We start from the raw sequence: 22,846 nt of genomic DNA on the forward strand, positions 1-22,846 counted from the left end.
ATTTCTTTTGCACCTCATTCATTCGGTTTCTCGCCTCCTGGTTGGTTTGTTTGTTTTGGTCTATTATTTTTTTACCAGGAGGCTTTTTTATTGGCAACACCTACCTTACATCATTACAGGAATGCTCAAAAATAGGTGTGAGACTCCACCATGTTTATCATTATAAACGGTAAGAGGCCCTTTGTAAAGAAAATAGCATAAAGCCAATGGAATCCCGTCTTTTCTTTTTATGTCGTGGTCAATTTTCACTTTTCACTCTATACTATACCCATTCCTTGAAAACAGGTAATAGCAGAAGGGGGGAGGTCCTGCCGCAGCCAGTCCACCTCGAGCCAGAAACCAGTGAAGGTACCTGGATTGCCCAAGACCTCGATTATTTGGACCACGAAGAGGCAACGGTACCAAACATTACCGATTTGTCAATCTTGTTGCCCTCTTCCGGCAGTTTCCTCCTCAGTGCTCATTTTTATTCTAATCTGCCACTCCCCATTATTTATAGAAGTGACTTCCCAAACAGCATAGCCCTTGCTTTTAACCAGCTCAGGTACATCGTTTGTTGCAGCGGGACAGTCTACTATAAGGTCCATAAGGCTTCCTGGCGGTAGTTTTTCCAAAAGAAATTCTACCGCATATTTCGGATACGGGCACATCCATCCTCGCATATCAACTTGGTAATGATTATTATCGATTTTTACTGGCTTAAGCTCTTTCATACTTTCCTGCCTCCACCCAGAGGATAAACAAATAAAATACCAGTAAGAAGGCATAGACAAAAGCCAACGCCCCGCCCCAGCCGATGATATCAGGCAAAAATACCGGCTTCCCGTACAACCAGCCCTGGCCGACCTTCTGGCCATAAATGTGTACCCAGGCTCCAGAAGTTAACATACCACTTAAAATTGCCACCCAGGAACGTGTATAACCTTCACCGCTGCGTACCAAGATCCCCAGACCACAACCACCTGCGAGAACCATCCCCATTCCAAAGAGGAAGCCCCCTACAATGTTATGCCACCCTACCGGTCCGGCGTTGAAGCCCTGCCCTCTATGAAGGGCAAAGCCCAGGGCGCCAACAACCATGCTCAACAAAACCCACTTCATGACCTTCCCGTCACGGCTGATCAAGATTTCCCGAAAAGCAGCAGTAAAACACAGGCGCGAGCGCTGAATGATCACTCCAACAAGTACACCAAACAAAAAGAGGCCTCCGTGCTTAGGCATTCCCAGGAAATAATAAACTAGAAAAACGGCGAATATAAAACCAAACACCATAAGCCCTCGCATTGGTTGCCGGGAAGCTGTTTGCGATATAGTAGGTTTCCCCGTAAACGCTCTGGTAAAATCCACATTTTGCAGGGCTTTACGCATCTGGTACTGTAGAATTTTACCTCCTGCAAAAGCGCCCAACAGAAGACCTATAGCAGCCAGTGGCCCGCGTAATGAAAAAGTCATGGTAGCCACCCAAAATCCACCTAAATTACATGACGGCAACAGGACGGTGCCGAAACCCATCAAGATGCCACCAACAGCTCCCAAAAGGTAACCCTGCCAGTCTTCTTTCCGGATTTTAAATTCACGGGCTAATAGGGCCGTACCCAGCGTGCCGAGGATAATGCCTATATTAAGCAAACTGGGCATGTCTCGGTAAATAGGGTTTAACGGGGCAAATGGGCTTTCAGTCTTGAGCCCTAGCAAATTGTAAATCCAGCTTCCCCACATGGCCATTGTAGGAAAGGTACCCAGTGTGCGGGCGGCATACATAAACATAAAAAAATTGGTAAGGGACAGGGCAAGGGCTCCTACTCCTAAAGGCCAGGGTTCAGTAAATAACCGCAACCAGACCTCCTTTAAAGAATCCCTCATGTACACCTGTCTACCCATAGGCCGGGTAATTGCTCTTCTTTCCAAGAAACTTTTCCCTCCACCAGTTGTGATATTGTACCTGCGTTATATACTTTGTTGTTATTTGATAAAATCCTGCTATATTTTGTATTCCATTTTGTAATGTCGCTGTCCAACGTCAGTGATTTTGTTATGCGGACCGACCGTGGCAACAAAAACTGGTTGCTATAGATACATTAGTACGTGAAAGTTTGAGTCGTTATTTGCGCTCAATGTTTAATTTCACCGGCTAAAGTTTTTTGCCTGGCTAGAATGTCATTTACCACATTTTATAAGACAGGCCAATAGTACAATTCACTTAATGCTGAAGTAAGGTCCCTCAGGTAACAAAACATGCTGCCCAGAAGGGGGGATACTGGGATAAATCTGCTTAATGCACACAGGTTAGCAACAATATAAAACCCCATCGGGGGGTTCCTCGCATTTTTCGCCCACCCGGTGGGGTTTAAGTTCATCGTAGCTGCTTTATGGTTTCCAGTTTTTCCTCTACCGATTTAACTTTTCCTTCCATGGTCAATACCTTATCGCGCCTGTCGTCAATGCGGATAATAGTCATAGACCGCCGGGCGCCCTTTTCAAAAGGTATCTCATGCAGTCGCTGCAGCAGGGGAAATAATACTTCCAGTTCCCCTTCGATAATGGTACCCATAGGTGTTAATTGGTACTTGATTCCCGGTGTTTCCTGGAGTACCCTGTGGGCATCGGCCACATACTGGCTGATGCTGGTGCTCCCTGTTCCCAGAGGGGCAATCACTACTTCCAGGACAGCCATGGCTTGAACCTCCTTTCCTGCTTTTGAGCAAAACCTGGCACAACACATAAAAGGTCGTTCCATTCTCTCGAATGGTACGACCCTGGTCAGCACTATACTTCTGGCGGGAGTGTGTGGGAATCGAACCCACCGCGCCCGGGGCTCACCCACGCGCCGGCTGGATTTGAAGTCCAGGCAGGCCACCAGGCCCGATCCACTCCCATGCCATTATACGACCGCCCGCAGGCCAAGTCAAGACAACGGCCCGGCCTGCAGATTACCCGCCCAGGTAGGCCTTTTTGACGGCTTCGCTGTTGGCCAGATCGGCGGCTCTGCCTGCCAGGGTAATCCGTCCCGTCTCTAAGACATAACCGCGGTGGGCCACGCTCAAGGCCATGTTGGCGTTTTGCTCTACCAGTAAAATCGTCGTCCCCTGTTCGTTGATCTCCCTGATGATATTAAAAATTTCCTGCACCAGGATAGGTGCCAGGCCCATGGACGGCTCGTCCAGCAGCATGAGCTTTGGCCTGGACATCAGCGCCCGGCCGATGGCCAGCATCTGCTGTTCGCCGCCGCTTAAGGTACCGGCCATCTGTTTCTGGCGTTCCTTGAGGCGCGGAAAGCGCCGGAAAACCTCCTGCATACTTTTATTTATTCCTTCCCGGTCCCGGCGCAGGTAGGCACCCAGCTCCAGGTTTTCGCGCACCGTGAGATTGGGGAAAATCCGCCGGCCTTCCGGTACCTGGGAAATGCCCATCTTTACTATGGCCTGGGCTGGCAAGCCGTTAATGTTCTGCCCCTGGTAGGTGATGGTGCCGCTCTGGGGCCGTAAAAGACCAGAAATGGTTTTCAAGGTAGTACTTTTACCGGCCCCGTTGGCCCCGATAAGGGTTACAATTTCGCCTTCATTTACCTCCAGGGAAATACCCTTCAGGGCATGGATGGCGCCGTAATAGACATTAAGATTTTCTACCTTGAGGAGCAACACCGTTCACCTCCCGCCCCAGGTAAGCCTCTATAACCCTTTCGTTGTTGCGAATGGCCTGGGGTGGTCCCTCGGCAATAACCTGGCCGTAATCCAGGACATAAATGCGCTCGCAAATGCCCATTACCAGGGACATGTCGTGCTCGATTAATAAAATCGTCAGGTCAAACTCCTGCCTTACCCAGTTAATCAAGGCCATTAATTCCTTTGTTTCCTGGGGGTTCATCCCGGCTGCCGGCTCGTCCAGCAAGAGGAGTTTAGGTCGGGCCGCCAGGGCACGGGCAATCTCCAGCCGGCGCTGTTCGCCGTAAGGCAAATTTTTGGCTTTTTCATGCTGGTATGTTTCCAGCTTAAATATCCGCAGCAGTTCTTGACTCCGTGCCAGTATCGCCGCCTCGCCCTGGTGAAAGGAGGGCAGGCGTAAAATGGCGTTGAGTATGCCGTAACGGCTGTGCCAGTGGTAGGCAATGCGGACATTATCCAGGACACTCAGATCGCCAAAGAGGCGGATATTCTGAAAGGTCCTGGCAATCCCCCGCTGGGTAATCTGGTAGGGCTTCAGGCCCACCAGGCTCTGGCCGTTAAAAATAATCTCACCCCTGGTGGGACGGTAGACACCGGTCAACAGGTTAAAAATCGTCGTTTTCCCCGCACCGTTGGGACCAATAAGGCCTACCAGTTCTCCCTGCTGTAAACACAGGTCCACATTGGCTACCGCCATCAGGCCGCCAAAGGAAATTGTCAAATCCCTAGTTTCCAGCAGAGCCACTGGCTTCACCTCGTTTCGGCACCCAGCGGTCCAGGGTAAATTCCTTGTTGCCCATTAAACCCTGGGGGCGGAAAACCATAATGACAATCAATAGTACGGCGTAGATAACCATCCTTAAAACGGCCAGGTCCTGGAGGGCGGCATTAATAAGGGTAATGGCCGCCGCGGCAATGATGGATCCGGTGATGCTTCCCAGGCCGCCAAAGACTACCATGACCAGGATGTCAAAGGAGCGGAAAAAGGTAAAAGTGGTCGGCTGGATTAGATAAAAATAATGGGCATAGAGGGCACCGGCAATCCCGGCAAAAAAGGCGCCTATGGCAAAGGCCAGGACTTTATAGTAAGTGGTATTGATACCCATGGTTTCGGCGGCAATCTCATTTTCCCGGATGGCCACACAGGCCCGGCCGTGGGTAGAATTAAGAAAATTGACTATAACCAGGATGGTCAGGACCATCATCAGGTAGAGCCAGGTCCAGCTGGTCAGGCGCGGGATACCAATCATCCCGGCGGCGCCGCCAATGTAGTTGATATTATTGGCCACCCCCTTGATAATTTCACCAAAGCCAAGGGTGGCGATGGCCAGGTAATCGCCCTTCAGGCGTAAAGTTGGCAGGCCTATAATTATCCCCGCTATAGCCGCCGCCAGGGCTCCGGCTATAATGGCCAGCAAAAAAGGCTGGTGCAGCTTCATGGTTAGGATGGCAGCCACATAGGCACCGACGGCCATAAAGCCGGCATGCCCCAGGGCCAGCTGGCCGGTGAAGCCGACGATGAGGTTTAAGCTTACCGCCAGGATGATGTTGATCCCCAGCATCATCAAGTTAATTTCCTGGAACTTGCTGATCATACCCAGGGACTGAAGGCTAAAGAAGAGGAAGTACACCAGTAGCGCACCGGCCAGGGTAAGAAAATTTTTCTTGCTAAACCACACCTCGGTCACCTACACCTTCTCTGTGTTGTTCTTGCCCAGTAGACCGGCTGGCTTGAGCAGCAGGATTAAAATCAAAAGGATAAAGACGATAGGGTCCCTCATTTTACTGCTCCAGTAACCGCTGACCATGGTTTCAAAGACCCCTAAGGCAAAGCCCCCCAGCATGGCGCCGGGGATCAGGCCAATGCCCCCGATAACAGCCGCCACAAAGGCCTTTAAACCCGGCATAATGCCCATTAATGGCTGGATGGTATTGTAATAGAGACCCAGGAGAATACCGGCCACAGCGGCAAAGGCCGAACCCAGGGCAAAGGTGACAGAAATGGTATTATCAACGTTGATGCCCATGAGCCTGGCAGCATCCGGGTCATGAGAAACGGCCCGCATGGCTTTACCGGTCCTCGTATAATGGACAATATACTGCAGGACAACCATCATCACCACAGTAATGGCCAGAATCAACAGCTGGAGGGTAGTGGCCGTTAGCTGCATGCCCAGGATTGATAGGGGTAGCTGCCTATTGGTGATTAAGCCACCGGGATAGGAGCGAAGATCGGTCCCCAGGACCATCAGGCCCCCGTTTTCCAGTAACAGGGACATGCCAATGGCCGTGATTAGGGCCGCCAGGCGGGGGGCGTTGCGGAGCGGCTTATAGGCCACCCGTTCAATAATGACACCGAAGAGGCTTGAGCCGGCCATGGCGATGATAAAGGCCCACCAGATGTTGAGCTTTAAATAGACCACTGCAAAAAAGCCAATATAAGCTCCCACCATCAAAATGTCGCCGTGGGCAAAATTAATCAGTTGAATAATGCCGTAAACCATGGTATAGCCCAGGGCGATCAAGGCATAAATACTACCTAGGGATAAGCCGTTAATTACCTGCTGGAAAAATCCGGCCACAGTTGCCAACTCCTGTCCCAGGCCAAAATAAAGTCCAATGAGGGGGTAATCGCCCCCCCATTGGCTTTGTTTATCCAGGTTTTATTCTTGCGGTTTGATTTTAGCCTTTAAGGTTTGCTTGCCATCCACCAGGGCAATAATGGCGATTTCCTTAACCGGGTTGTGGTTGGCATCAAAACTCAGTTTACCGGTAACGCCCTCAAAGTTCTTGGTATCAGCCAGGGCCTGCCTGATGGCTTCCGGATCGGCTTTGCCGGCCCTGTTGATGGCATCGGCCAGGAGATATGCGGCGTCGTAACCCAGGGCGGCAAAGGCATCAGGCTCGCTACCGTATTTTTCTTTATACGCCTTGACAAAGGCCTGGACCTTGGGGTTGGGGTCGCTGGCCGAGTAATGGTTGGTGAAATAGGTTTCCTTCAAGTTGGCCGCCCCGCCGGCAAATTCAGCCAGTTTGGGGGAATCCCAGCCGTCGGCACCCAGCATGGGTACGGTGATTCCCAGTTCCCGGGCCTGGCTGATAATTTTACCGACCTGTTCATAATAGGCGGGCACGTAGATCAGGTCGGCGCCGGCGCTCTTAAAGCGAGTCAAGGCCGGGCGGAAATCCTGGTCGCCCTGGTTAAAGCTTTCTTCGGCTACCACCTGACCGCCTCTTTTGGTGAATTCCTCTTTAAAGACCTGGTACAACCCCTTGCTGTAGTCGTTGGTATTGTCATAAAGGATGGCTGCCTTTTTAGCCCCTAAATCTTTCGCCGCAAATTCAGCCCCGACAATAGCCTGGGGTGGATCGGTAAAGCAGATGCGGAAGATATAGTCGCGAACCTTTTTGGTTTGGGGGTCAACGGTAACATCAGGGTTAGTTGCCGAAGTGGTAAGTAAAGGTACTTTATTGTCGGTAGCAACCGGTACAGCGGCCAGGGTATTGCCCGTGGTGGCTGGCCCAAGGAGGGCAACTACCTTATTTTCAGTTACCAGCTTGGCAGCGACACTCATGGACTCTTCCTTCTTGCTGCCGTTGTCCAGGACAATGGGGTTAATCTTTTTGCCCCCCAGGACGCCTCCCTTACTGTTGATCTCCTCGAAGGCCAGCAGGATGGCATTCTTGGTGTTGGTACCGTAGGTGGCCACGTCGCCGGACAGTTCGTAGTTGACGCCAATGTTAATCTCGTTGCTACCAGCAGCAGTTTCCTGCTTGCCGCTACCCGACTTGCTCTGGCCGCAACCGGCGATTAAAGCTGCCGCCAGGAGCAAAACCAGGGTAACCAGGGCTACTTTTTTAATCCTCCCCACTTTAAAGGACCTCCTCCGAATTTTTTGCCGTTGACAGGCACACTTGCATTTATTATAAACCTGCCCTTTAAGAGCTGTCAATTGGCAATAACCACCCGCCTGTCCCCCTGGCGGCGGGTCAATTTTATCCGGTCCAGGTACTCTAAAAAGGGCAGGATATATTTGCGGGAACTGCCCAGGGCGTCCCTTACTTCAGCCAGGCCGAAGGGGCCAGCGAGGCCTAATTTTTTCACTACCGCCAGGGCCTCTTCAAAGGCCTCCCGGTGCCAGTAAAATTCATCGTTGATTTTAACAAGCACTCCTTCCCGCGTCAGGTAATGAAGGAGCTCTTCCATCTCTGCCGGGGCCAGGTTGTAAGCAGCTGCTACTTCATTAAAACCCGGCGGCTGCCAGCGGGCCGACCGGTAACGTTCTTCCAGGGCTTGTAAAAGTTCTTTTTGCCGGGAGCTAACCTCAGGCTTAAAATCAGCCAGGGCCACGTTACTTGCCGTCAGCTGAATACGGCCTTCCTGGGACCATCGTTCCAGCAGGACCTGGAAGGCCCGCGCCGGCAGGCGGGAGAAATAACGGGAACGCAATTCTTCCCTCGCCAGGCCGGGGCGCAGGGGATACTGGCGGTGAAAATCAGCCAGGGCCCGGGCTGCCTCCTGCCACCAGGCAACCATGCGTTCATTGCTCACTGCATACAAGTCGTTATCGGCAGCAAGCAAGGTGAGCTGTCCCGCGGCAGCCATATCCTGCAACAATTTCCTGGTTTCTTGCGGCGTTAACGCCGCCCTGGCTGCCGCTTCCTGCCAGTCCAGGCCATCCCGGTGCTCCCGGACAACCTGGGCCAGGATTTCTTGGGGCGAACCTTCCAGGCGCTTCTTTAAAGAAGCCAGGACGGATGGCTCAAAACGGCGGTGCCGGGGTGGCGCCGGGTCAATGACCAGCCCGCCGCCAATGGTTTCCATGGGCGAATAGCTGCGCAAGATAAAACGGTCTGCCCGGGTAGCCACCACCGCCTCCTCCATGAGCAGCTGGACCAGGGCCTTTTCCCCGCCCTTTAATTCGTCACGATCAAGAAGGATAATCCTCCCCAGGGCCTCGGCCGTGCCCAGGTAAAAACGGACGCGGCTGCGGTTGGCCAGGGTACGGGCGCCTGCCAGAAGCTTAAAACTGGCATCCAGGCGATAGGTAGGCCGTAAAAAGCCCGGAGTCAGAAGGGAACTGCCCCGGCTGATGGCTTCCTTTTCTATCCCAGCTAAATTTACGGCTACTCGCTGGCCGGCCAGGGCTTCTTTAACATTCTTACCATGAACCTGGAGGTTGCGAACCTTGGTCTTTATACCTTCCGGCTGGACCTCCAGGTCGTCTCCTACCCGGATGGTTCCTGACCAGAGGGTGCCGGTAACTACCGTGCCAAAACCAGTAATGGAAAAAACCCTGTCGATGGGGAGCCTTACCCCGCCTTTTGCCAGCCGGGGCGGAGTTGTTGCCGCCAGGGCATCCAGCCGGGCCAGGAGCTCGGGTATCCCTTCTCCGGTCAGGGCAGACACAGGTATGATAGGGGCATCTGCCAGCACTGTTCCCCGGACAGCCTGGCGCACCTCTTCCCGGACCAGTTCCAGCCACTCGGCATCCACCAGGTCGATTTTTGTGAGTACGATGATACCCTGCTTAATCTGCAGCAGGTCAATGATGGCCAGGTGTTCCCTGGTCTGGGGCATCACGCCTTCGTCGGCCGCCACCACCAGCATGACCAGGTCCATACCGCCGACACCGGCCAGCATCTGGCGAATAAAGCGTTCATGGCCGGGTACATCCACCAGGCCTAACTGGCGCCCGCTGGGTAAAATCAGGGGAGCAAAGCCCAGCTCAATGGATATGCCGCGTTCCTTTTCTTCTTTGAGCCGGTCTGTATCAACGCCGGTTAAGGCCTTGACCAGCACCGTCTTGCCGTGGTCGACATGACCGGCAGTCCCGACAATAATATAGTCCACCAAACATACGCTCCTCTAAAATACGACTTTGCTGGCTTTGTTCTCGCTCGCTTCTTTGACCCTCGCTGAGCGGCTTACGGCTCAGCCATGGGCTTAAGCGGGGGTTCTCTGGTAGGCCCATTAACCCCCGGAAGGATTGCTCCAAAAATAAAGTTCTGCGCCCTTTGTTTCTCTTTATTTCAGGTCTAAAGCCTCTACCAGGACCCGGGCCAGCTCTTCGCCCTCACCAGGCAGGAGGGTACGGACGTCGAGGATTAAGGTATCATCCTGGACCCGCGCCACTACCGGGGGATCGGTATGGCGCAGGCGCCGGCCCAGCTCTTCTACCGTAATCTGCTCCGGCTTGATGGTTACCCCCCAGGAAGGCAATTCAGTTAACGGTAGGGAACCGCCTCCGGCCTGGGACGTAATCTCTTTTATGCCTACCTGCGCTCCTAAACCTAGCACTCCTGCCAGCAAACCCTGCAGCTGTTCCGCCTGCCGGCGTAAGGCCTCCGGTCCGGCTACCAGGGCTGCCAGGGTGGGGATCTCCTGGACGGCCCGGTCCGGGTTGCGATAAGCCCGCAGGGTTGCCTCGAGGGCGGCCAGGGTCATTTTATCAACCCGCAGGGCCCGGGTTAAAGGGTGGCGGGCAATGGCGGCCACCAGATCCCGTCGGCCGAGGATAATCCCGGCCTGGGGCCCGCCCAGCAGTTTATCCCCGCTGAAGGTTAAGAGGTCTACCCCCTGTTTAATTTCTGCCAGGACAGTTGGTTCCCCGGTAATACCGTAGCTTTCCAGGTCCACCAGAAAACCGCTGCCCAGATCTTCCATGACAGGTACCTGCCGGCGCCGGCCCAGGTCAACCAGTTCAGCTGTGGTCACCTCATGGGTAAAGCCCTGGATGCGATAATTGCTGGGGTGAACTTTAAGGAGCAGGGCTGTATCCGGCCCCATGGCAGCCTCGTAGTCCCGCAGGTAAGTCTTATTAGTAGTACCCACTTCTACCAGCCTGGTGCCACTCTGAGCCATAACCTCAGGTACCCGGAAAGAGCCGCCGATTTCCACCAGCTGGCCCCGGGAAATAATGGTTTCCCTACCGGCGGCCAGGGCAGTCAGGCTTAGGAAGACGGCAGCAGCGTTATTGTTAACCACCAGGGCTGCTTCGGCACCGGTCAGCTCCTGGAGCAGGCCGGCCACATGTTCATAACGGCTACCCCGCTCACCCCTTGCCAGGTCAAACTCCAGGTTGGTATAGCGCCGGGCCGCCATCAGGGCTGCTTCCGTGGCGGCCTGACTTAAAATAGCCCGGCCCAGGTTGGTATGTAAAACAATACCGGTAGCATTAATTACCGCTCGCAAGCTGCTACGGCCGCTAACTTTGTACCTGTTGCTTATTTCCCGCGCCAGTTCTTCCGGATCCGGCGGCTCAATTCCTGCAGCCAGTATTTTCTCCCGCCAGCCAGCCAGGACCTGACGCGTACAGGCTACCACCAGGTTATGATCTTTTTGGGATAATTCCTGGAGCAGGGGGTGCCGTAGTAGCTGGTCTACCGCCGGTAGTTGCCGCAAAAGGTTTTTTGGCTGTTCCATGGTTGCCTCCAAAAATTAAAATAGGAAAACTGCGGTCTTGCAAAAACTAACTACCGTTATTATAACCATGAGCTAAAAAATGTGGAACCGGTACAGGTACCAGTTCCGCGTAAAGTTTTCCCCCGCCGGGTTATAAACTCCGGCTGCTGGTTAGAAAATATAGCTTAAGAAGACTTGCCAAAGGAGGTTTTCCCATGAGTATTGGTCCCTGGCGCCCCTGGCGCGAACTGGCCGATATCCGCGAGGCCATGTTCCGTAACCTCATGACCGGCCTCTGGGAAGTCGGCCCCCGCTTTGACATCTACCAGACCGACAGGGAAGTGGTAGCCACGGCAGAATTACCGGGCCTGACTTCCAAGGACGATGTGGAGATCACCGCCACCGAAGATACCCTTGCCATTCGCGGTGAAATTCGCCGCAGCGAAGAAACAGAGGAACAGAATTACCACCGCGCCGAGCGCTTTTATGGTACCTTTGCCCGGACCGTCAGCCTGCCGGCCAGGGTAGAACCGGAAAAAGCGACGGCTACTTATAAAAACGGTATCCTGGAGGTCCGCATACCCAAGGCAGAAAACCAGCGGCAGCGGCGCATCCCCATTAATCTCCACTAGTGTTTAAGAAAATTTAATTGCTCCGGCCGGGACAGGGGTTTGTCAATAGCTGAGCCCTCGGGTAAATATTCGCGTTTTTGCCCCTCAATCAACAGCTGTACCCTGTTTATCTCCGGGAACTGGGTTAAGGTAAAGAGGAGGGAATTAAGGAGGGCTGTTTCGGCCGCACTACCACCACCATAGCCTGTTACCTCGCGACTGAAATTCACAGTGGCCAGGCCGTGCTCAATTTTTAGATCCAGGAGCCTGGTCCCGGGCCAAATGGTCCGTACCAGCCTGCTGTCCGGCGGCGGCCCGGCCAGCAAGGCCAGGATAGCCGCCCGGGGTAGATCACTTCCCGTGGCTCCGGGCGGCAGCGCCACTGTAACCGGTACCAGAAAGTTGGCGCTGGCGTCATTAAAGTAGACCTGGACACCTTGCTGGTTATCTTTTTTTAAGAGGCTGTTAATTGTGGCCGGCCGGGCAAGGGGTGTATCAAGTTTTACCCCGCCAATCTCCGGTACAGCCTGCCCCTCGACCAAAACTTGCACATAGCGGGCATTATCCAGGCTGGTCAAAGTTAAAACCATGGCTTTAATAGCCCTTTCTGCCTGCCCATTATCCTTCATCTGCAATAATTCTTTTGTTAAATCAACATATACAGTCTGCTGGTTATCTAAAAGATAAACATCCCTCAGCTTAACGCCGTCCGGCATTACTCCCTTTAAACCATCCACCTGGGGACCGGCGAGGAGTTTTTCCACCGCTACTTTAGCTACTTCGCGGGTCGGGTTAAAGGTAACCGTTACCGGTACCAGATAAGCTCCATCCTGGGTCAGGTAATACACTAAAACCTGGCTCAATTCCCTGTCATATAACAACGGGCGTCTCCCTTTGGCAGTTTTGCCGGGCAAATCCTGGGTAGCAGGTTTGGGTTTGCTGAAACAACCGCCGCTAAGCATAACCAGTACCAGTAGCAATAATACCAGTACTACTCGCGACCACCCCCAGCGCCAGTTTCCCGGGTGGTCTGCCTTCATATCCTTCACTCCCTCCCAGGTTTTTAGAGATTTTTTCGACAAACAAGAGCTAAAATCCTGCCTGTTCTGCATCTTAAAGACGGCGTATTAAGGAGAGGATTAACAAGCACAGGCCCAGGTAACCGAAAAGGGGGTAAATCCAGCTTACCAGGTTGATAAAACCACAGGTAGCCACCGGCAAAGCCAGGATGAGAATTACTACCGCTGCCCGCCAGGGTGGAAGGGCGGGAATTTGCCCCAGCCTTGTCGCCAGCCCGTAAAGATCACTTGCCGCCGTCGTCACTATAGCCAGCCAGAGGGCCAGGGCATAAAGGTGAAGAAGCCCGGGTTGCAGGTCGGACACCAGGTACAATAAAGGTAGTTCTGCCCGCAGGCCCGCAGGACTTAAAACCGCCAGGGCCGTCACCAGCAAGTACGCCAGGGCTCCCAGCAAAAGTCCGCCCAGGCCGGCCCCCAGGACCCCCTTGCGGGATGCCGGCAGGGAGGTGAGTAAAACCGCAACACCAGCCATATTATAAGTAACGTAGAGGCAGGCGTTGAGGACCCAGTTGCTGCTGATGAGCCCCCCTGGTGGTGCAGGCGGGGCAGCAGCAAATGGCCCTGGCCGGGACATGATGGCAACTACAGCGGTTACAGTCATAATTACCAGCATAACCGGTACCAGAAGGGCATTTAAAAGCAGCAGGCCGCGGCCCTGGCCCAGGCTGGCCAGGAAAGCCAGAACAACGCAGGCCAGAATTCCGGTAATAGGCGCGAAACCAAAATACTGCCTGGCCACGGCGCCGGACCCGGCCAGCATAATAGCCAGGCCACCAAACAGGAAGGCGCCTGTAGCCAGGTCGGCCGGTTTCTCCCAGCTGCCCAGGAGTACCACCAGGAAATCATGGTAAGAGTTAGTACGCCACTTCAGGGCCAGGTGGCGTACCTGGCTGGTAGCCAGGATTAAAAGGGTCCCCATTAAAATTATGGCCGCCGGGGCCTCCGGCCCCAGGGTCACGAAAAACTGGACCAGTTCCTGGCCGGAAGCAAAGCCAGCCCCGGCCATGGTTCCCACTACAGCTATGGCTACAGCCAGTTCGGCCCTAAGGATCAGGACCACCCTCCCTCAATCTTTGTACATTAATATGCCAGGAGGGCCGTCCAATAGTATAAAAAAGCTGATTCCGGCATATACTCTAGGCACAAGGTTTCTCAGGAGGTAAGGTATGGCACTGTTACCTTTTTTCACCTCTAATCAACCTGAGGCAGCCCTGCCTCCTAAGATTAAATATTACTACCAGGACCCCCTGGCAGTGGAAAAATTAAGCCAGACCCTGGCCGGGCACCTGCAGGAGCTTAACCCTCAGGGTAAACAACCCATTGTAGTAGTATGCATTGGTACTGATCGTTCAACGGGTGACTGCCTGGGACCACTGGTGGGCACCAATCTTTTACACATGCCCAGTTTGCCCTTTGCGGTATATGGTACCCTGGACGAGCCAGTTCACGCCAGCAACCTGACGGAAAAACTGGCCTATATTAAGACCCACCATCCTGATCCCATAATCATCGCCGTTGATGCCTGCCTGGGACAGGCGGAAAATGTCGGCGCCATTACCCTGGCCCCGGGGGCTTTAAGACCCGGCGCCGGGGTGAATAAAAATCTCCCGGCTGTGGGAGACATTCACTTCACTGGCATCGTCAACGTTGGCGGCTATATGGAATATTTTGTCCTCCAGAATACCCGCCTGTCCATTGTCATGCGCATGGCCCAGCAAATTGCCAGCGCCATTTACCAGGGCGTGTGCATAGTTTACAAGCATCGCAGTATTGCCGTTGCCCAGGGCCTGCAGTAGGATCAGGAAGCACGTTTGAACTTCGCTAAAATATTCTCCACCTCGTCATCTGAAACCTGGCTGAAATCTTCATAGAACTGGCCCACGGCGTAAAAGAACGCCGGAGTTGCCAGGCAGATTAAGTCTTCTACTAGAGGCCGCAGGCGTTCCACGGTCTCCGGCGGGGCCACCGGCACGGCCAGGACCAGCCGCCCGGGGTTGGCCTGCTTTACCGACTGCAGGGCCGCCTCTATAGTCAGGCCGGTAGCAATACCGTCATCTACTACAATAACAACCCTTCCTGTGATTTCCGGTTCACTATCATGACCCCGGTAAACCTTCAGCCGCCGTTTGATTTCTGCCACTTCCAGCTCGATGAGGGCTTTAAGATCGGCCGGTACCAGCTTAAAAGATCGCATAACGGGTTCGTTATATAAAACTGTATTATCTGGCGCCACGGCGGCTACAGCCAGTTCCGGATTGCCCGGCAGGCCCACTTTGCGGGGGATAATCAAATCCAGTTCCCCTGCCAGGGCCACGACGATGGGCTCGGCGACTACAACCCCGCCCCTAGGCACGGCCAGCACCAGGGGTTGCTGGCCCCGGTAAACCTGCAGGACCCTGGCCAGCTGGCAACCGGCATCGTGGCGATCTTTAAAGAGCATGTGGGTCTAACCCCCCGGGAAAAGAGAAGTAGTAATAGCTTTTCCCTTATTTACATGGCTATGTATTCTCCCGGCTGGAGGCGCAGCAGGTCCAACGGGCCTGCCCGGCAGAGCCTGGTATAAGCTCATTCCAGGCTAGGAATCGGCCGGTAAGGGCATCTGGCAGTGGCCCTGGAGCAAACCGCCGGGTTCGACAATCAGCCGCACCGTCTGAACATCGCCCTCCACCTTGCCCGTCGGGGCAATTTCCAGTTGACCTGTGGTTACCACATCGCCTTTGATGGCTCCCACCACCAGCAGGTTGCGGGCCCTGACCGTGGCTATCACCTGGCCGCTTTCCCCGACCACCAGGTCACCCTCGGTACTTACCTCGCCTTCAAAATTACCGTCGATGCGGACGGCGCCTTCCGCCACCAGTTTGCCGGTTATTTTAGCTCCCTTACCAATGACCGTATCTATCGTTGCCGCAACGGCGTCATTCTTTTTCCCCAGCACTGCCGGCGACCTCTCCTCCCGTAAGATATTTTAATGGATCCTGTAGCTGGTCATTTAATTTCACTTGAAAGTGCAAATGGGGACCGGTACTGCGGCCGCTGCTGCCCACCCTAGCAATAGGCTGGCCCCGCACCACCTGTTCCCCCGTTTTAACTAAGAGTTCAGAATTATGACCATACATACTTGTTAAACCATAGCCGTGATCAATGATAATGGCACGTCCATAAACCGGCATCCAGCCGGCAAAAACCACCCGTCCGTTGCCAGCAGCCTGGACCTCTGCACCATAGGCAGCGGCAATATCAATGCCTTCATGAAATTCTTCCCGCCGGCCAAAGGGGGAATCCCGGTAGCCAAAGGGGGAAGAAATCGGCCCCCTCACCGGCCAGTGGGAGGGCAGGGCTGCCAGGTAAGCCAGGTGCTGTTCCATTTCCCGGGCCAGTTCTTTGAGTTTGACCTCCTGGCGAGGAGTGTCGCGGGCTACACTGTTGAGGATAGAACGTACCTGGTTTAAAGTTTGTTCCTGTTCCCGTGGTCTTAAACGGCCACCCCGGGAAGCTTCGCTGGGGCGTCCACCGCCCCCCTGGCCCAGGCCCAGCAAGGACCTTACCCGGGCATCCAGTTCGTCGATGCCATGGATTTTTTCCTGCAAAGCCCTGGCCTGTTCCTCCAGTTGCATAATCTGGGCGGCCTGGGTAGCATTGATCTGGTCAATAACTCTAAGCTCGGCAACCCTTTTGTGCAGGTAATATACTGCTCCTGCGGCTGTAATTAAGGCTATAATAAGCAGTATGGCCATTACGACCGCGACCTGGAAAAACCATGCCGGGAGTAAATAGCGATAAACTTCCCGGCGCCCTTCCGGGACAAGCATCAGCGTAAAGTAACGATCACGCCGGCTACCCTTCAAACCCGGATCCCCCTAACTGGCTGCCTTTTCCGGCGTCAGCAAGCCGAGGGCCATGGCCAGGGCCTTTTCTTCCTCTTCGCTCAGGCGGTAAGTCGAACGCCCACCGTGAACGGGTTTAATAAAGACGCGGGTCTCGTCCCGGGCATAAAGGCTGGTGAGGATAAAACCGTGCCCTTCCCTGTTAAGGAGGGCCAGGGCAAAGCTCAAATCGCTACCGGTATCGGGAAAGGCATTAAAGCGGATCAAGCCCATGCGGCTGAAACTTTTTTCCAGGCCCACCTGGAGGTCGGCTGCCTTTTCCTGCACCTGTTCAAGGGCTTTCTTTATCTCCCCGAGGTCATGAAAGCGCGCCAGGACGGCAGTCAGGTCGTGGCCTTCGCCAGTTTCAGCTAAACGCCTGATGCGTCCTTCCAGGCGCCTTACCTCAGCATGGTTATACCAGAGAAAAAGGATGATAAGCAATTGCAAGCCGGCCAGCCCCAGGAGGATAGGGATATAATAAGGTGCCAGTAAAGAAGTAAGTGCCGCCAAGGTAAAATCCTCCCAACTAAATTACAGCAAAGGATTTATTTCCACATGAAATGCCATTTTCCTGTTATTTAAACTTACATTTCACAAAAATAAACTGGTTAACTACCGCTAATATCTTGCTATCCTGAGAGAACCTGTATCTGCAAGTATGCAAATTCTATCATCCCGAAAAAAATAAATCCAGCAGGATTTATTAAGGTAGAAGAAGAAAGTCTATATGCCCATAAATAAATTAAAGCGTGGTGATATTAATGATAACTGCTGATCTAGCTGCCAAGCTGGAACTCCTGCAAAATAATTTAGCAGGCATGGAAGCCATCCTGGTGGCTTATTCCGGTGGTGTTGACAGCAGCCTTTTACTCAAGGTAGCCAGTATGACGCCGGCCAGGGTCCTGGCGGTAACGGCCGCTTCACCCACTTATCCCCAGGTGGAAATAGAAGCCGCTACCCGGCTGGCGCGGGAACTCGGTATCCAACATTTGGTAATAAATACCAACGAAATGGCAGACCCCGCCTTTACTGCCAACCCGCTGGAACGCTGCTACCATTGCAAAAAGGAACTTTTTGCTACATTGCAGGAACTGGCCCGGAAACACGGACTGAAAGTAATAGTCGATGGCGCCAATGCCGATGACAGCGACGATTTCCGCCCTGGCAGCCGGGCGGCCAGAGAGTTCAGCGTCCGCAGCCCCCTGCAGGAAGCAGGTCTGACCAAAGAAGAGATCCGCCAGCTGGCAAGATACTTAAACCTGCCCAACTGGGATAAACCTTCTATGGCCTGCCTTTCCTCCCGCATCCCCTACGGACAGGCCATTACCCCGGAAAAACTGGAGCAAGTGGCTGCTGCCGAAGCTTTCTTACGCCAGCTGGGTCTAAGGGAAATCCGGGTACGCCACCATGGACCCATTGCCCGCCTGGAGGTAAACCCGGCCGCCTTTGGCCTCCTTATTGATACAAATGTCAGGGAAAAGCTGGTTAACCATCTCCATGAGATTGGGTTCACTTATATAACTTTAGATTTAGAAGGCTTCCGCAGTGGCAGCATGAATGCCGTCCTTAGCCCGGAGGAACGGGCAATAAGCAGCAAGATATAGAGTTTAAGGCAGGTGGATAAAGATGAAAGTCGCCTACTTTGACTGCTTTTCCGGTATCAGCGGTGATATGTGCCTGGGGGCCCTGCTGGCCAACGGCCTTTCCCGGGATGAACTAGTGGCAGGCTTAAAAGGTCTGGCCCTGGAGGGATGGGAATTAAAGGTCAGGGAAGTCAAGCAGCAGGGTATTGCGGCCATAGATGTAGAGGTGCAGGTGGCCGGTCACCAGCCCCACCGCCACCTGGAAGATATCCTGGAACTGATCAATAACAGCCCGCTGCCTGCACCGGTACGGGAAAAAGCAACCGCTGTCTTCCAGCACCTGGCCCGGGCTGAGGGCCAGGTGCACGGCATCAGTCCCGAAAAAGTCCACTTCCATGAAGTTGGGGCCGTCGATGCCATTATCGATATTGTGGGCACTGTCCTGGGCCTGCACCTCCTGGGTATTGAGCGGGTTATAGCATCACCCCTGCCCCTGGGATCCGGCTGGGTCGAATGCCATCACGGCAAACTGCCTGTACCGGCACCGGCGACCCTTTACCTGCTCCAGGGTTACCCTGTTTACGGCACTGAAGATAAAGCCGAGCTGGTAACCCCCACCGGCGCGGCCCTCATCACTACCCTGGCTGGTAGTTTCGGCCCTTTCCCGGCCATGAATTTGACCAGCGTTGGCTTTGGCGCCGGGAAAACCCTTCTTACGCATCCCAACCTCCTGCGCCTGGCCCTGGGAGAAATAGCCGGCACGCAGCCAGAAGGAGAAGAGAGCAGCCTGGTCCTGGAGACGACCATTGATGACATGAACCCCGAGTTTTTCCCTGCCCTCATGGAGCAGGTCCTGGCTGCCGGGGCCGTGGATGCCTACTTTACACCGGTGCAAATGAAAAAAGGCCGGCCCGGCGTCCTCTTTACAGCCATCTGCCCGGAAAACCGTCTTGCCGCGGTAGCGGCGGCCATCTTCCGCCATTCCAGCACCCTGGGCCTGCGCTTTCGCCGCGACCGGCGCCTGGTCTGCCAGCGGCGGAGTACTGAAGTGCTGACGCCTTACGGGCCGGTCACCGTCAAATGGGGGCTTTACCATGATCCCGAGGGCCGGGCAATCACCAACGTCGCCCCGGAGTATGAATCCTGTCGCCAGGCCGCCCTGGCCGCCGGCGTGCCCGTGAAGGAAGTCTATGCCGCCGCCCTAGCTGCCGCCCGGGCCGTAAAGGTATGGTAACCTAAGAAAAACCCCTTACCTGCCAGCGACAGGTCAAGGGGTTAGTTTTTTAATGCCACCATAAGGACAGCAGGGCAGCAAAGAAAAGGGCTGGTAAAAGGTTACCGGCGGGAATCTCCTTTATCTTCAGTACTCCAAGGGCAATGGCGATAATGAGCAGGCCCCCGCTGGCAGTAATTTCGGTTACTACTGCCGGCGTCAGGTAGTTCTGCAGCCAGGCGGCCAGGAAGGTCAAGCTACCCTGGTAAACAAGCACCGGAAGGGCCGCCAGGGCCACTCCCCAGCCCAGGGTGGTGCTCATGGTAACAGCCAGGATACCATCCAGCAGAGCCTTGGCATAAAGGGTATCGTAATTGCCACGTAAACCAGCCTCCAGGGAACCCATAATGGCCATAGCGCCGACGCAATAGAGCAGGCTGGCGCTGACAAAGGCCCGGGTAAGCTCTCCGCTGCCGCCCCGGGTAAGAAGTAGCTCCAGGCGCCGCCCCAGGCCTGTCAAACGCCCTTCAATATCCAGGAGTTCCCCGCTAATACCCCCGGCTACCAGGCTGACAATCACCAGCACGATATTTTTGCTCTGGGCGGCCATGGCCAGCCCCACCAGTAATATACCCAGGCCAGTGGCCTGGGTAACTGTTGTCAGCAGGCGCCGTGGCAGGCGCTGGCCAATTAAGGATCCTAAAAGGGAACCGGCCAGGATGGCCAGGACATTAACCCATGTCCCCCACAAGTTCTTCACCCCGATTTCAGGCGCCAGCCGGCGCCTTTTTCCCTTAAAACTCCCTGGGTTTGCAAATTATCTCTTTGATTTTGGTAGCGAAAAAGTCCTGGGAATGGGCCGGGCGTAAAACCAGGGCCGTATCAACACCTTCGTTGCTGCCGCCCAGGGCAATGACATCCACCCCCGCCGGTATGAGCCCAGCGTCCAGGGCCATGCCGGCAACCTCGACGGCCACCTTGGTGCCCTGGCCGAAGAGACGCAGGGTATTGGCGATAATTTCGGCCGGGTAAACGCCCTGGAAGCTGAAACGCAGGGCGCGGTCCAGGCCGGCCAGCAGGTGGGTGGTGGTCAGGACTTTAATCCCCCCGTCCTCCAGGCGCCGGCGTGTGGCGGCATCCATTTCTATTTCCCCCGGATTTTTAAACCCGGCCTGGTGGGTGACGCAAACGATATTTAAGTCGTTATTCCCCAGGCACAGTGAGGCGCTGTAGCCGGTGGCCGAGGCAACGACCACATCCTTTAACCCCAGCTGCCTGGCCCGTTCCAGGGCCAACTTCACCGTCCCTTCTGTATTTATCTTTCCTTTTGCTTGCCAGTATGTTGTCATGTATGGATTCCTCCTTCGAAAATAACTTTATAGCAGGCTGGCATTGTCTCGCTCGCTCCAGGGCCCTTGTGGAGCGCCCAGCACTCACTAAACTCAGGTACCTCCAAAGGTAGTGCGACTGCATAAACCGAAGAACTGGTTACTGTAACTTGGTTACTGTGAGTGCTGGGCGGCCTATTCGGCATCCTTGCCTTTAGAATCCGGCCAAAGGCCTCGCTGTCCTCGGCCCCGCTTATCATCCCTCGGCTACGCCTGAGCCGCTTCGCCACTCGGTAGAAGCTAGCTCGCTTCCGACAAATGCCAGCCAGGCATTTTCATACCCCCGCTGGTGGCGATTCATCGCCATGGGAGGCTCTTAGCAAAATAAATATCTTTCGAGGGCTAACTTTAATTTGAAGCGAACTTTAAAATGTTTCACGTGAAACATTTTCCCTGGTTAATACGGTTATAATCCTTTCTAAATCCTCGGTACCAAAATAATAGATTTCTATTTTACCTTTATTTTTCCCGTAAGTCAGCTTAACCTTTGTGCTTAGAATGTGCTGTAGTCTATCTTCTAGTTGCTTGACTTCTAAATTAACTTTTTCGTTCTTGGTTTCCTTTTTTGAGGGGTGATCAATCGTGGCCAGCATCTTTTTAGCAATTAATTCTGTCTCCCTTACCGCCAGCCCTTCTTCTTTAACTTTTCTTGCCAGCATTAGCTGTTGTTCTCTATCCTTTAAGGCCAGGATTATCCTTGCATGGCCAGGGGATATTTCATTCTTCCGGAGCATCTCCTGGATTTCCTCCGGTAACTGTAACAGGCGCAGGGCATTGGCGATTACTGGCCGGCTTTTACCTACGCGCTGGGCGATTTCTTCCTGGGTAAGATTATGTTCGTTTATTAGTGCCTGGTAAGCTTCAGCTTCCTCGATGGGATTTAGATCTTCCCGTTGCAGGTTCTCTATCAAGGCTATTTCAGCTGTTTCCCTGGCATCCAGGTCCTTGATGATAGCAGGTATTTCCTTTAATCCGGCCAATTTTGAGGCGCGCCAGCGGCGTTCGCCGGCAATCAGTTCGTACCTGTCATCGCCAACGGGTTTAATCACTATCGGCTGGATAACGCCGTGGCTTTTGATTGACCGGGCCAATTCCTCTAATTTCCCGGCATCGAAATCTCGTCTTGGCTGGTGCCGCCCGGCTACAATCCGGTCAATTGCTACGCTGGTTACTTTCCCGGCTATAACTTCTTTTTCGTCATTTGGTGGCAATAAAGCTCCCAGGCCCCGGCCCAGCCCCCTTTTAACCATTGTTCATCACCTCCCTTGCCAGTTCTTGATATGCTTCGGCTCCACGGGAACGAGGGTCATAAAGGCTGATTGGCTGTCCATAGCTTGGTGCTTCACTCAGCCTCACATTACGCGGGATAATGCTTTTAAATACTTTTTCAGGGAAGTGATTTTTCACTTCATCAACTACCTGCATGGATAAATTGGTCCGCGGGTCATACATTGTTAAGACAACCCCTTCTACTTTCAAGCGGGGGTTCAAGTGACGCGTAACCAGCTGGATGGTGTTCATCAACTGGCCCAAACCTTCCAGGGCATAATATTCACACTGGATGGGTATTAAGACGCCATCGGCCGCTGTCAGGGCATTGATGGTGAGCAAACCAAGGGAGGGCGGACAATCGATTATTATGTAGTCATAGTTATCTTTGACTTCTTTCAGGGCTTTCTTTAATTTCTGCTCCCTGGCAATGGCAGTCACCAGTTCAACTTCAGCGCCTGCCAGTTCAATGGTCGCCGGCGCCAGGTCTAGAAGGGGCACTCCTGTGGCGATAATTACACCGGCTATGGGTACGCCGTTAATAATGACATCATAGATACAGTGCTCGATGCGCAGGCGATCAATGCCCAGACCGCTGGTGGCGTTACCCTGGGGATCAATATCTACCAGGAGTACTTGCTTTCCCGCCTGGGCTAAAAAGGCACTCAAATTGACGGCAGTGGTGGTTTTACCAACCCCTCCCTTTTGATTGGCAATGGCCATAACCTTGCCCATGGGATTGACCTCTCCCTTAACTTTTTTTCTTTATT

Annotated in this window: 24 protein-coding genes and 1 tRNA gene; 4 read left to right on the forward strand and 21 right to left on the reverse strand. The window is 53.9% G+C overall.

Features of this window, described 5'->3' with window-relative positions; all coding sequences use genetic code 11:
• Nucleotides 1–419: 419 nt before the first annotated feature.
• The 11 genes from MOST_RS07235 to selA all read right to left on the reverse strand — a co-directional run bounded on the left by MOST_RS07235 (nucleotide 420) and on the right by selA (nucleotide 11,088).
• Entirely contained in the window at nucleotides 420–713 is a 294-nt protein-coding gene (locus MOST_RS07235) for a sulfurtransferase TusA family protein (protein WP_054936855.1), read from the reverse strand.
• Nucleotides 700–1,836 (reverse strand): YeeE/YedE thiosulfate transporter family protein, encoded by a 1,137-nt coding sequence (locus MOST_RS07240; RefSeq protein ID WP_054936856.1) that lies wholly within the window; start codon nucleotides 1,834–1,836, stop codon nucleotides 700–702. Before MOST_RS07240 ends, MOST_RS07235 begins: the two co-directional genes overlap by 14 nt.
• A gap of 517 nt (nucleotides 1,837–2,353) precedes the next feature.
• Nucleotides 2,354–2,674, reverse strand: a complete 321-nt coding sequence (locus tag MOST_RS07245) for an MTH1187 family thiamine-binding protein (protein ID WP_054936857.1) — start codon at nucleotides 2,672–2,674, stop codon at nucleotides 2,354–2,356.
• A 101-nt stretch (nucleotides 2,675–2,775) separates the two neighbouring features.
• Nucleotides 2,776–2,875: transfer RNA gene (locus MOST_RS17070), tRNA-Sec, on the reverse strand.
• 55 nt (nucleotides 2,876–2,930) lie between these two features.
• Nucleotides 2,931–3,638 carry an ABC transporter ATP-binding protein gene (locus MOST_RS07250; RefSeq protein WP_054936858.1) on the reverse strand — a complete coding sequence of 236 codons (708 nt, stop codon included), beginning with the start codon at nucleotides 3,636–3,638 and terminating at the stop codon, nucleotides 2,931–2,933.
• Nucleotides 3,613–4,407, reverse strand: a complete 795-nt coding sequence (locus tag MOST_RS07255) for an ABC transporter ATP-binding protein (protein WP_054936859.1) — start codon at nucleotides 4,405–4,407, stop codon at nucleotides 3,613–3,615. The genes MOST_RS07250 and MOST_RS07255 overlap by 26 nt, the downstream gene beginning before the upstream one ends.
• Nucleotides 4,388–5,350, reverse strand: coding sequence for a branched-chain amino acid ABC transporter permease (locus MOST_RS07260; protein WP_244267035.1), 963 nt, complete (start codon nucleotides 5,348–5,350; stop codon nucleotides 4,388–4,390). The genes MOST_RS07255 and MOST_RS07260 overlap by 20 nt, the downstream gene beginning before the upstream one ends.
• Entirely contained in the window at nucleotides 5,351–6,244 is an 894-nt protein-coding gene (locus tag MOST_RS07265) for a branched-chain amino acid ABC transporter permease (protein ID WP_054936860.1), read from the reverse strand.
• Nucleotides 6,245–6,325: 81 nt separating this feature from the next.
• Nucleotides 6,326–7,534 (reverse strand): ABC transporter substrate-binding protein, encoded by a 1,209-nt coding sequence (locus MOST_RS07270; RefSeq protein ID WP_054936861.1) that lies wholly within the window; start codon nucleotides 7,532–7,534, stop codon nucleotides 6,326–6,328.
• Between the two features lie 77 nt (nucleotides 7,535–7,611).
• Entirely contained in the window at nucleotides 7,612–9,516 is a 1,905-nt protein-coding gene (gene selB, locus MOST_RS07275) for a selenocysteine-specific translation elongation factor (RefSeq protein WP_054936960.1), read from the reverse strand.
• Between the two features lie 174 nt (nucleotides 9,517–9,690).
• Nucleotides 9,691–11,088, reverse strand: coding sequence for an L-seryl-tRNA(Sec) selenium transferase (selA, locus tag MOST_RS07280; RefSeq protein ID WP_054936862.1), 1,398 nt, complete (start codon nucleotides 11,086–11,088; stop codon nucleotides 9,691–9,693).
• Nucleotides 11,089–11,282: 194 nt separating this feature from the next.
• Between selA and MOST_RS07285 the strand changes: the two genes are divergently transcribed.
• The gene (locus MOST_RS07285) at nucleotides 11,283–11,699 is read left to right on the forward strand and encodes an Hsp20/alpha crystallin family protein (protein ID WP_054936863.1); all 417 of its coding nucleotides are present in this window, start codon (nucleotides 11,283–11,285) and stop codon (nucleotides 11,697–11,699) included.
• On the opposite strand, the gene MOST_RS07290 is transcribed toward MOST_RS07285, so the two are convergent.
• Together MOST_RS07290 and MOST_RS07295 are read right to left on the reverse strand one after the other, a co-directional pair.
• On the reverse strand, nucleotides 11,696–12,718 hold the full coding sequence (locus MOST_RS07290) for a GerMN domain-containing protein (protein ID WP_054936864.1): 1,023 nt from the start codon (nucleotides 12,716–12,718) through the stop codon (nucleotides 11,696–11,698). The genes MOST_RS07285 and MOST_RS07290 overlap by 4 nt on opposite strands.
• A gap of 73 nt (nucleotides 12,719–12,791) precedes the next feature.
• Nucleotides 12,792–13,817: a YkvI family membrane protein gene (locus MOST_RS07295; protein WP_054936865.1), complete on the reverse strand. Its 1,026-nt coding sequence runs from the start codon at nucleotides 13,815–13,817 to the stop codon at nucleotides 12,792–12,794.
• 106 nt (nucleotides 13,818–13,923) lie between these two features.
• Between MOST_RS07295 and yyaC the strand changes: the two genes are divergently transcribed.
• Nucleotides 13,924–14,553 carry a spore protease YyaC gene (gene yyaC / locus MOST_RS07300; protein WP_054936866.1) on the forward strand — a complete coding sequence of 210 codons (630 nt, stop codon included), beginning with the start codon at nucleotides 13,924–13,926 and terminating at the stop codon, nucleotides 14,551–14,553.
• 2 nt (nucleotides 14,554–14,555) lie between these two features.
• Here the strand turns inward: yyaC and MOST_RS07305 are convergent, their stop codons facing one another.
• The 4 genes from MOST_RS07305 to MOST_RS07320 all read right to left on the reverse strand — a co-directional run bounded on the left by MOST_RS07305 (nucleotide 14,556) and on the right by MOST_RS07320 (nucleotide 17,133).
• Nucleotides 14,556–15,197, reverse strand: a complete 642-nt coding sequence (locus MOST_RS07305) for a phosphoribosyltransferase (RefSeq protein WP_054936867.1) — start codon at nucleotides 15,195–15,197, stop codon at nucleotides 14,556–14,558.
• A gap of 135 nt (nucleotides 15,198–15,332) precedes the next feature.
• Nucleotides 15,333–15,692, reverse strand: a complete 360-nt coding sequence (locus MOST_RS07310; RefSeq protein ID WP_054936868.1) for a bactofilin family protein — start codon at nucleotides 15,690–15,692, stop codon at nucleotides 15,333–15,335.
• The gene (locus tag MOST_RS07315) at nucleotides 15,673–16,602 is read right to left on the reverse strand and encodes a M23 family metallopeptidase (RefSeq protein WP_054936869.1); all 930 of its coding nucleotides are present in this window, start codon (nucleotides 16,600–16,602) and stop codon (nucleotides 15,673–15,675) included. Before MOST_RS07315 ends, MOST_RS07310 begins: the two co-directional genes overlap by 20 nt.
• A gap of 12 nt (nucleotides 16,603–16,614) precedes the next feature.
• Nucleotides 16,615–17,133 carry a DUF4446 family protein gene (locus MOST_RS07320; RefSeq protein ID WP_054936870.1) on the reverse strand — a complete coding sequence of 173 codons (519 nt, stop codon included), beginning with the start codon at nucleotides 17,131–17,133 and terminating at the stop codon, nucleotides 16,615–16,617.
• A gap of 251 nt (nucleotides 17,134–17,384) precedes the next feature.
• Between MOST_RS07320 and larE the strand changes: the two genes are divergently transcribed.
• The gene (gene larE, locus MOST_RS07325; RefSeq protein WP_054936871.1) at nucleotides 17,385–18,227 is read left to right on the forward strand and encodes an ATP-dependent sacrificial sulfur transferase LarE; all 843 of its coding nucleotides are present in this window, start codon (nucleotides 17,385–17,387) and stop codon (nucleotides 18,225–18,227) included.
• A gap of 22 nt (nucleotides 18,228–18,249) precedes the next feature.
• Nucleotides 18,250–19,440 (forward strand): nickel pincer cofactor biosynthesis protein LarC, encoded by a 1,191-nt coding sequence (gene larC, locus MOST_RS07330; RefSeq protein WP_054936872.1) that lies wholly within the window; start codon nucleotides 18,250–18,252, stop codon nucleotides 19,438–19,440.
• Nucleotides 19,441–19,489: 49 nt separating this feature from the next.
• On the opposite strand, the gene MOST_RS07335 is transcribed toward larC, so the two are convergent.
• From MOST_RS07335 to MOST_RS07350, 4 genes are all read right to left on the reverse strand, one after another.
• Entirely contained in the window at nucleotides 19,490–20,179 is a 690-nt protein-coding gene (locus MOST_RS07335) for a DUF554 domain-containing protein (protein ID WP_244267037.1), read from the reverse strand.
• A gap of 34 nt (nucleotides 20,180–20,213) precedes the next feature.
• A complete protein-coding gene (locus MOST_RS07340; RefSeq protein WP_054936874.1) occupies nucleotides 20,214–20,768 on the reverse strand; it encodes a pyruvate kinase alpha/beta domain-containing protein in 555 nt (184 codons plus the stop codon).
• A gap of 404 nt (nucleotides 20,769–21,172) precedes the next feature.
• Nucleotides 21,173–22,057, reverse strand: a complete 885-nt coding sequence (locus MOST_RS07345) for a ParB/RepB/Spo0J family partition protein (protein ID WP_054936875.1) — start codon at nucleotides 22,055–22,057, stop codon at nucleotides 21,173–21,175.
• Nucleotides 22,050–22,811, reverse strand: a complete 762-nt coding sequence (locus MOST_RS07350; RefSeq protein ID WP_054936876.1) for a ParA family protein — start codon at nucleotides 22,809–22,811, stop codon at nucleotides 22,050–22,052. The genes MOST_RS07345 and MOST_RS07350 overlap by 8 nt, the downstream gene beginning before the upstream one ends.
• Nucleotides 22,812–22,846: the final 35 nt, after the last annotated feature.

Origin of the sequence: Neomoorella stamsii (assembly GCF_002995805.1) — a bacterium.
Lineage (GTDB): Bacteria > Bacillota > DSM-521 > Neomoorellales > Neomoorellaceae > Neomoorella > Neomoorella stamsii.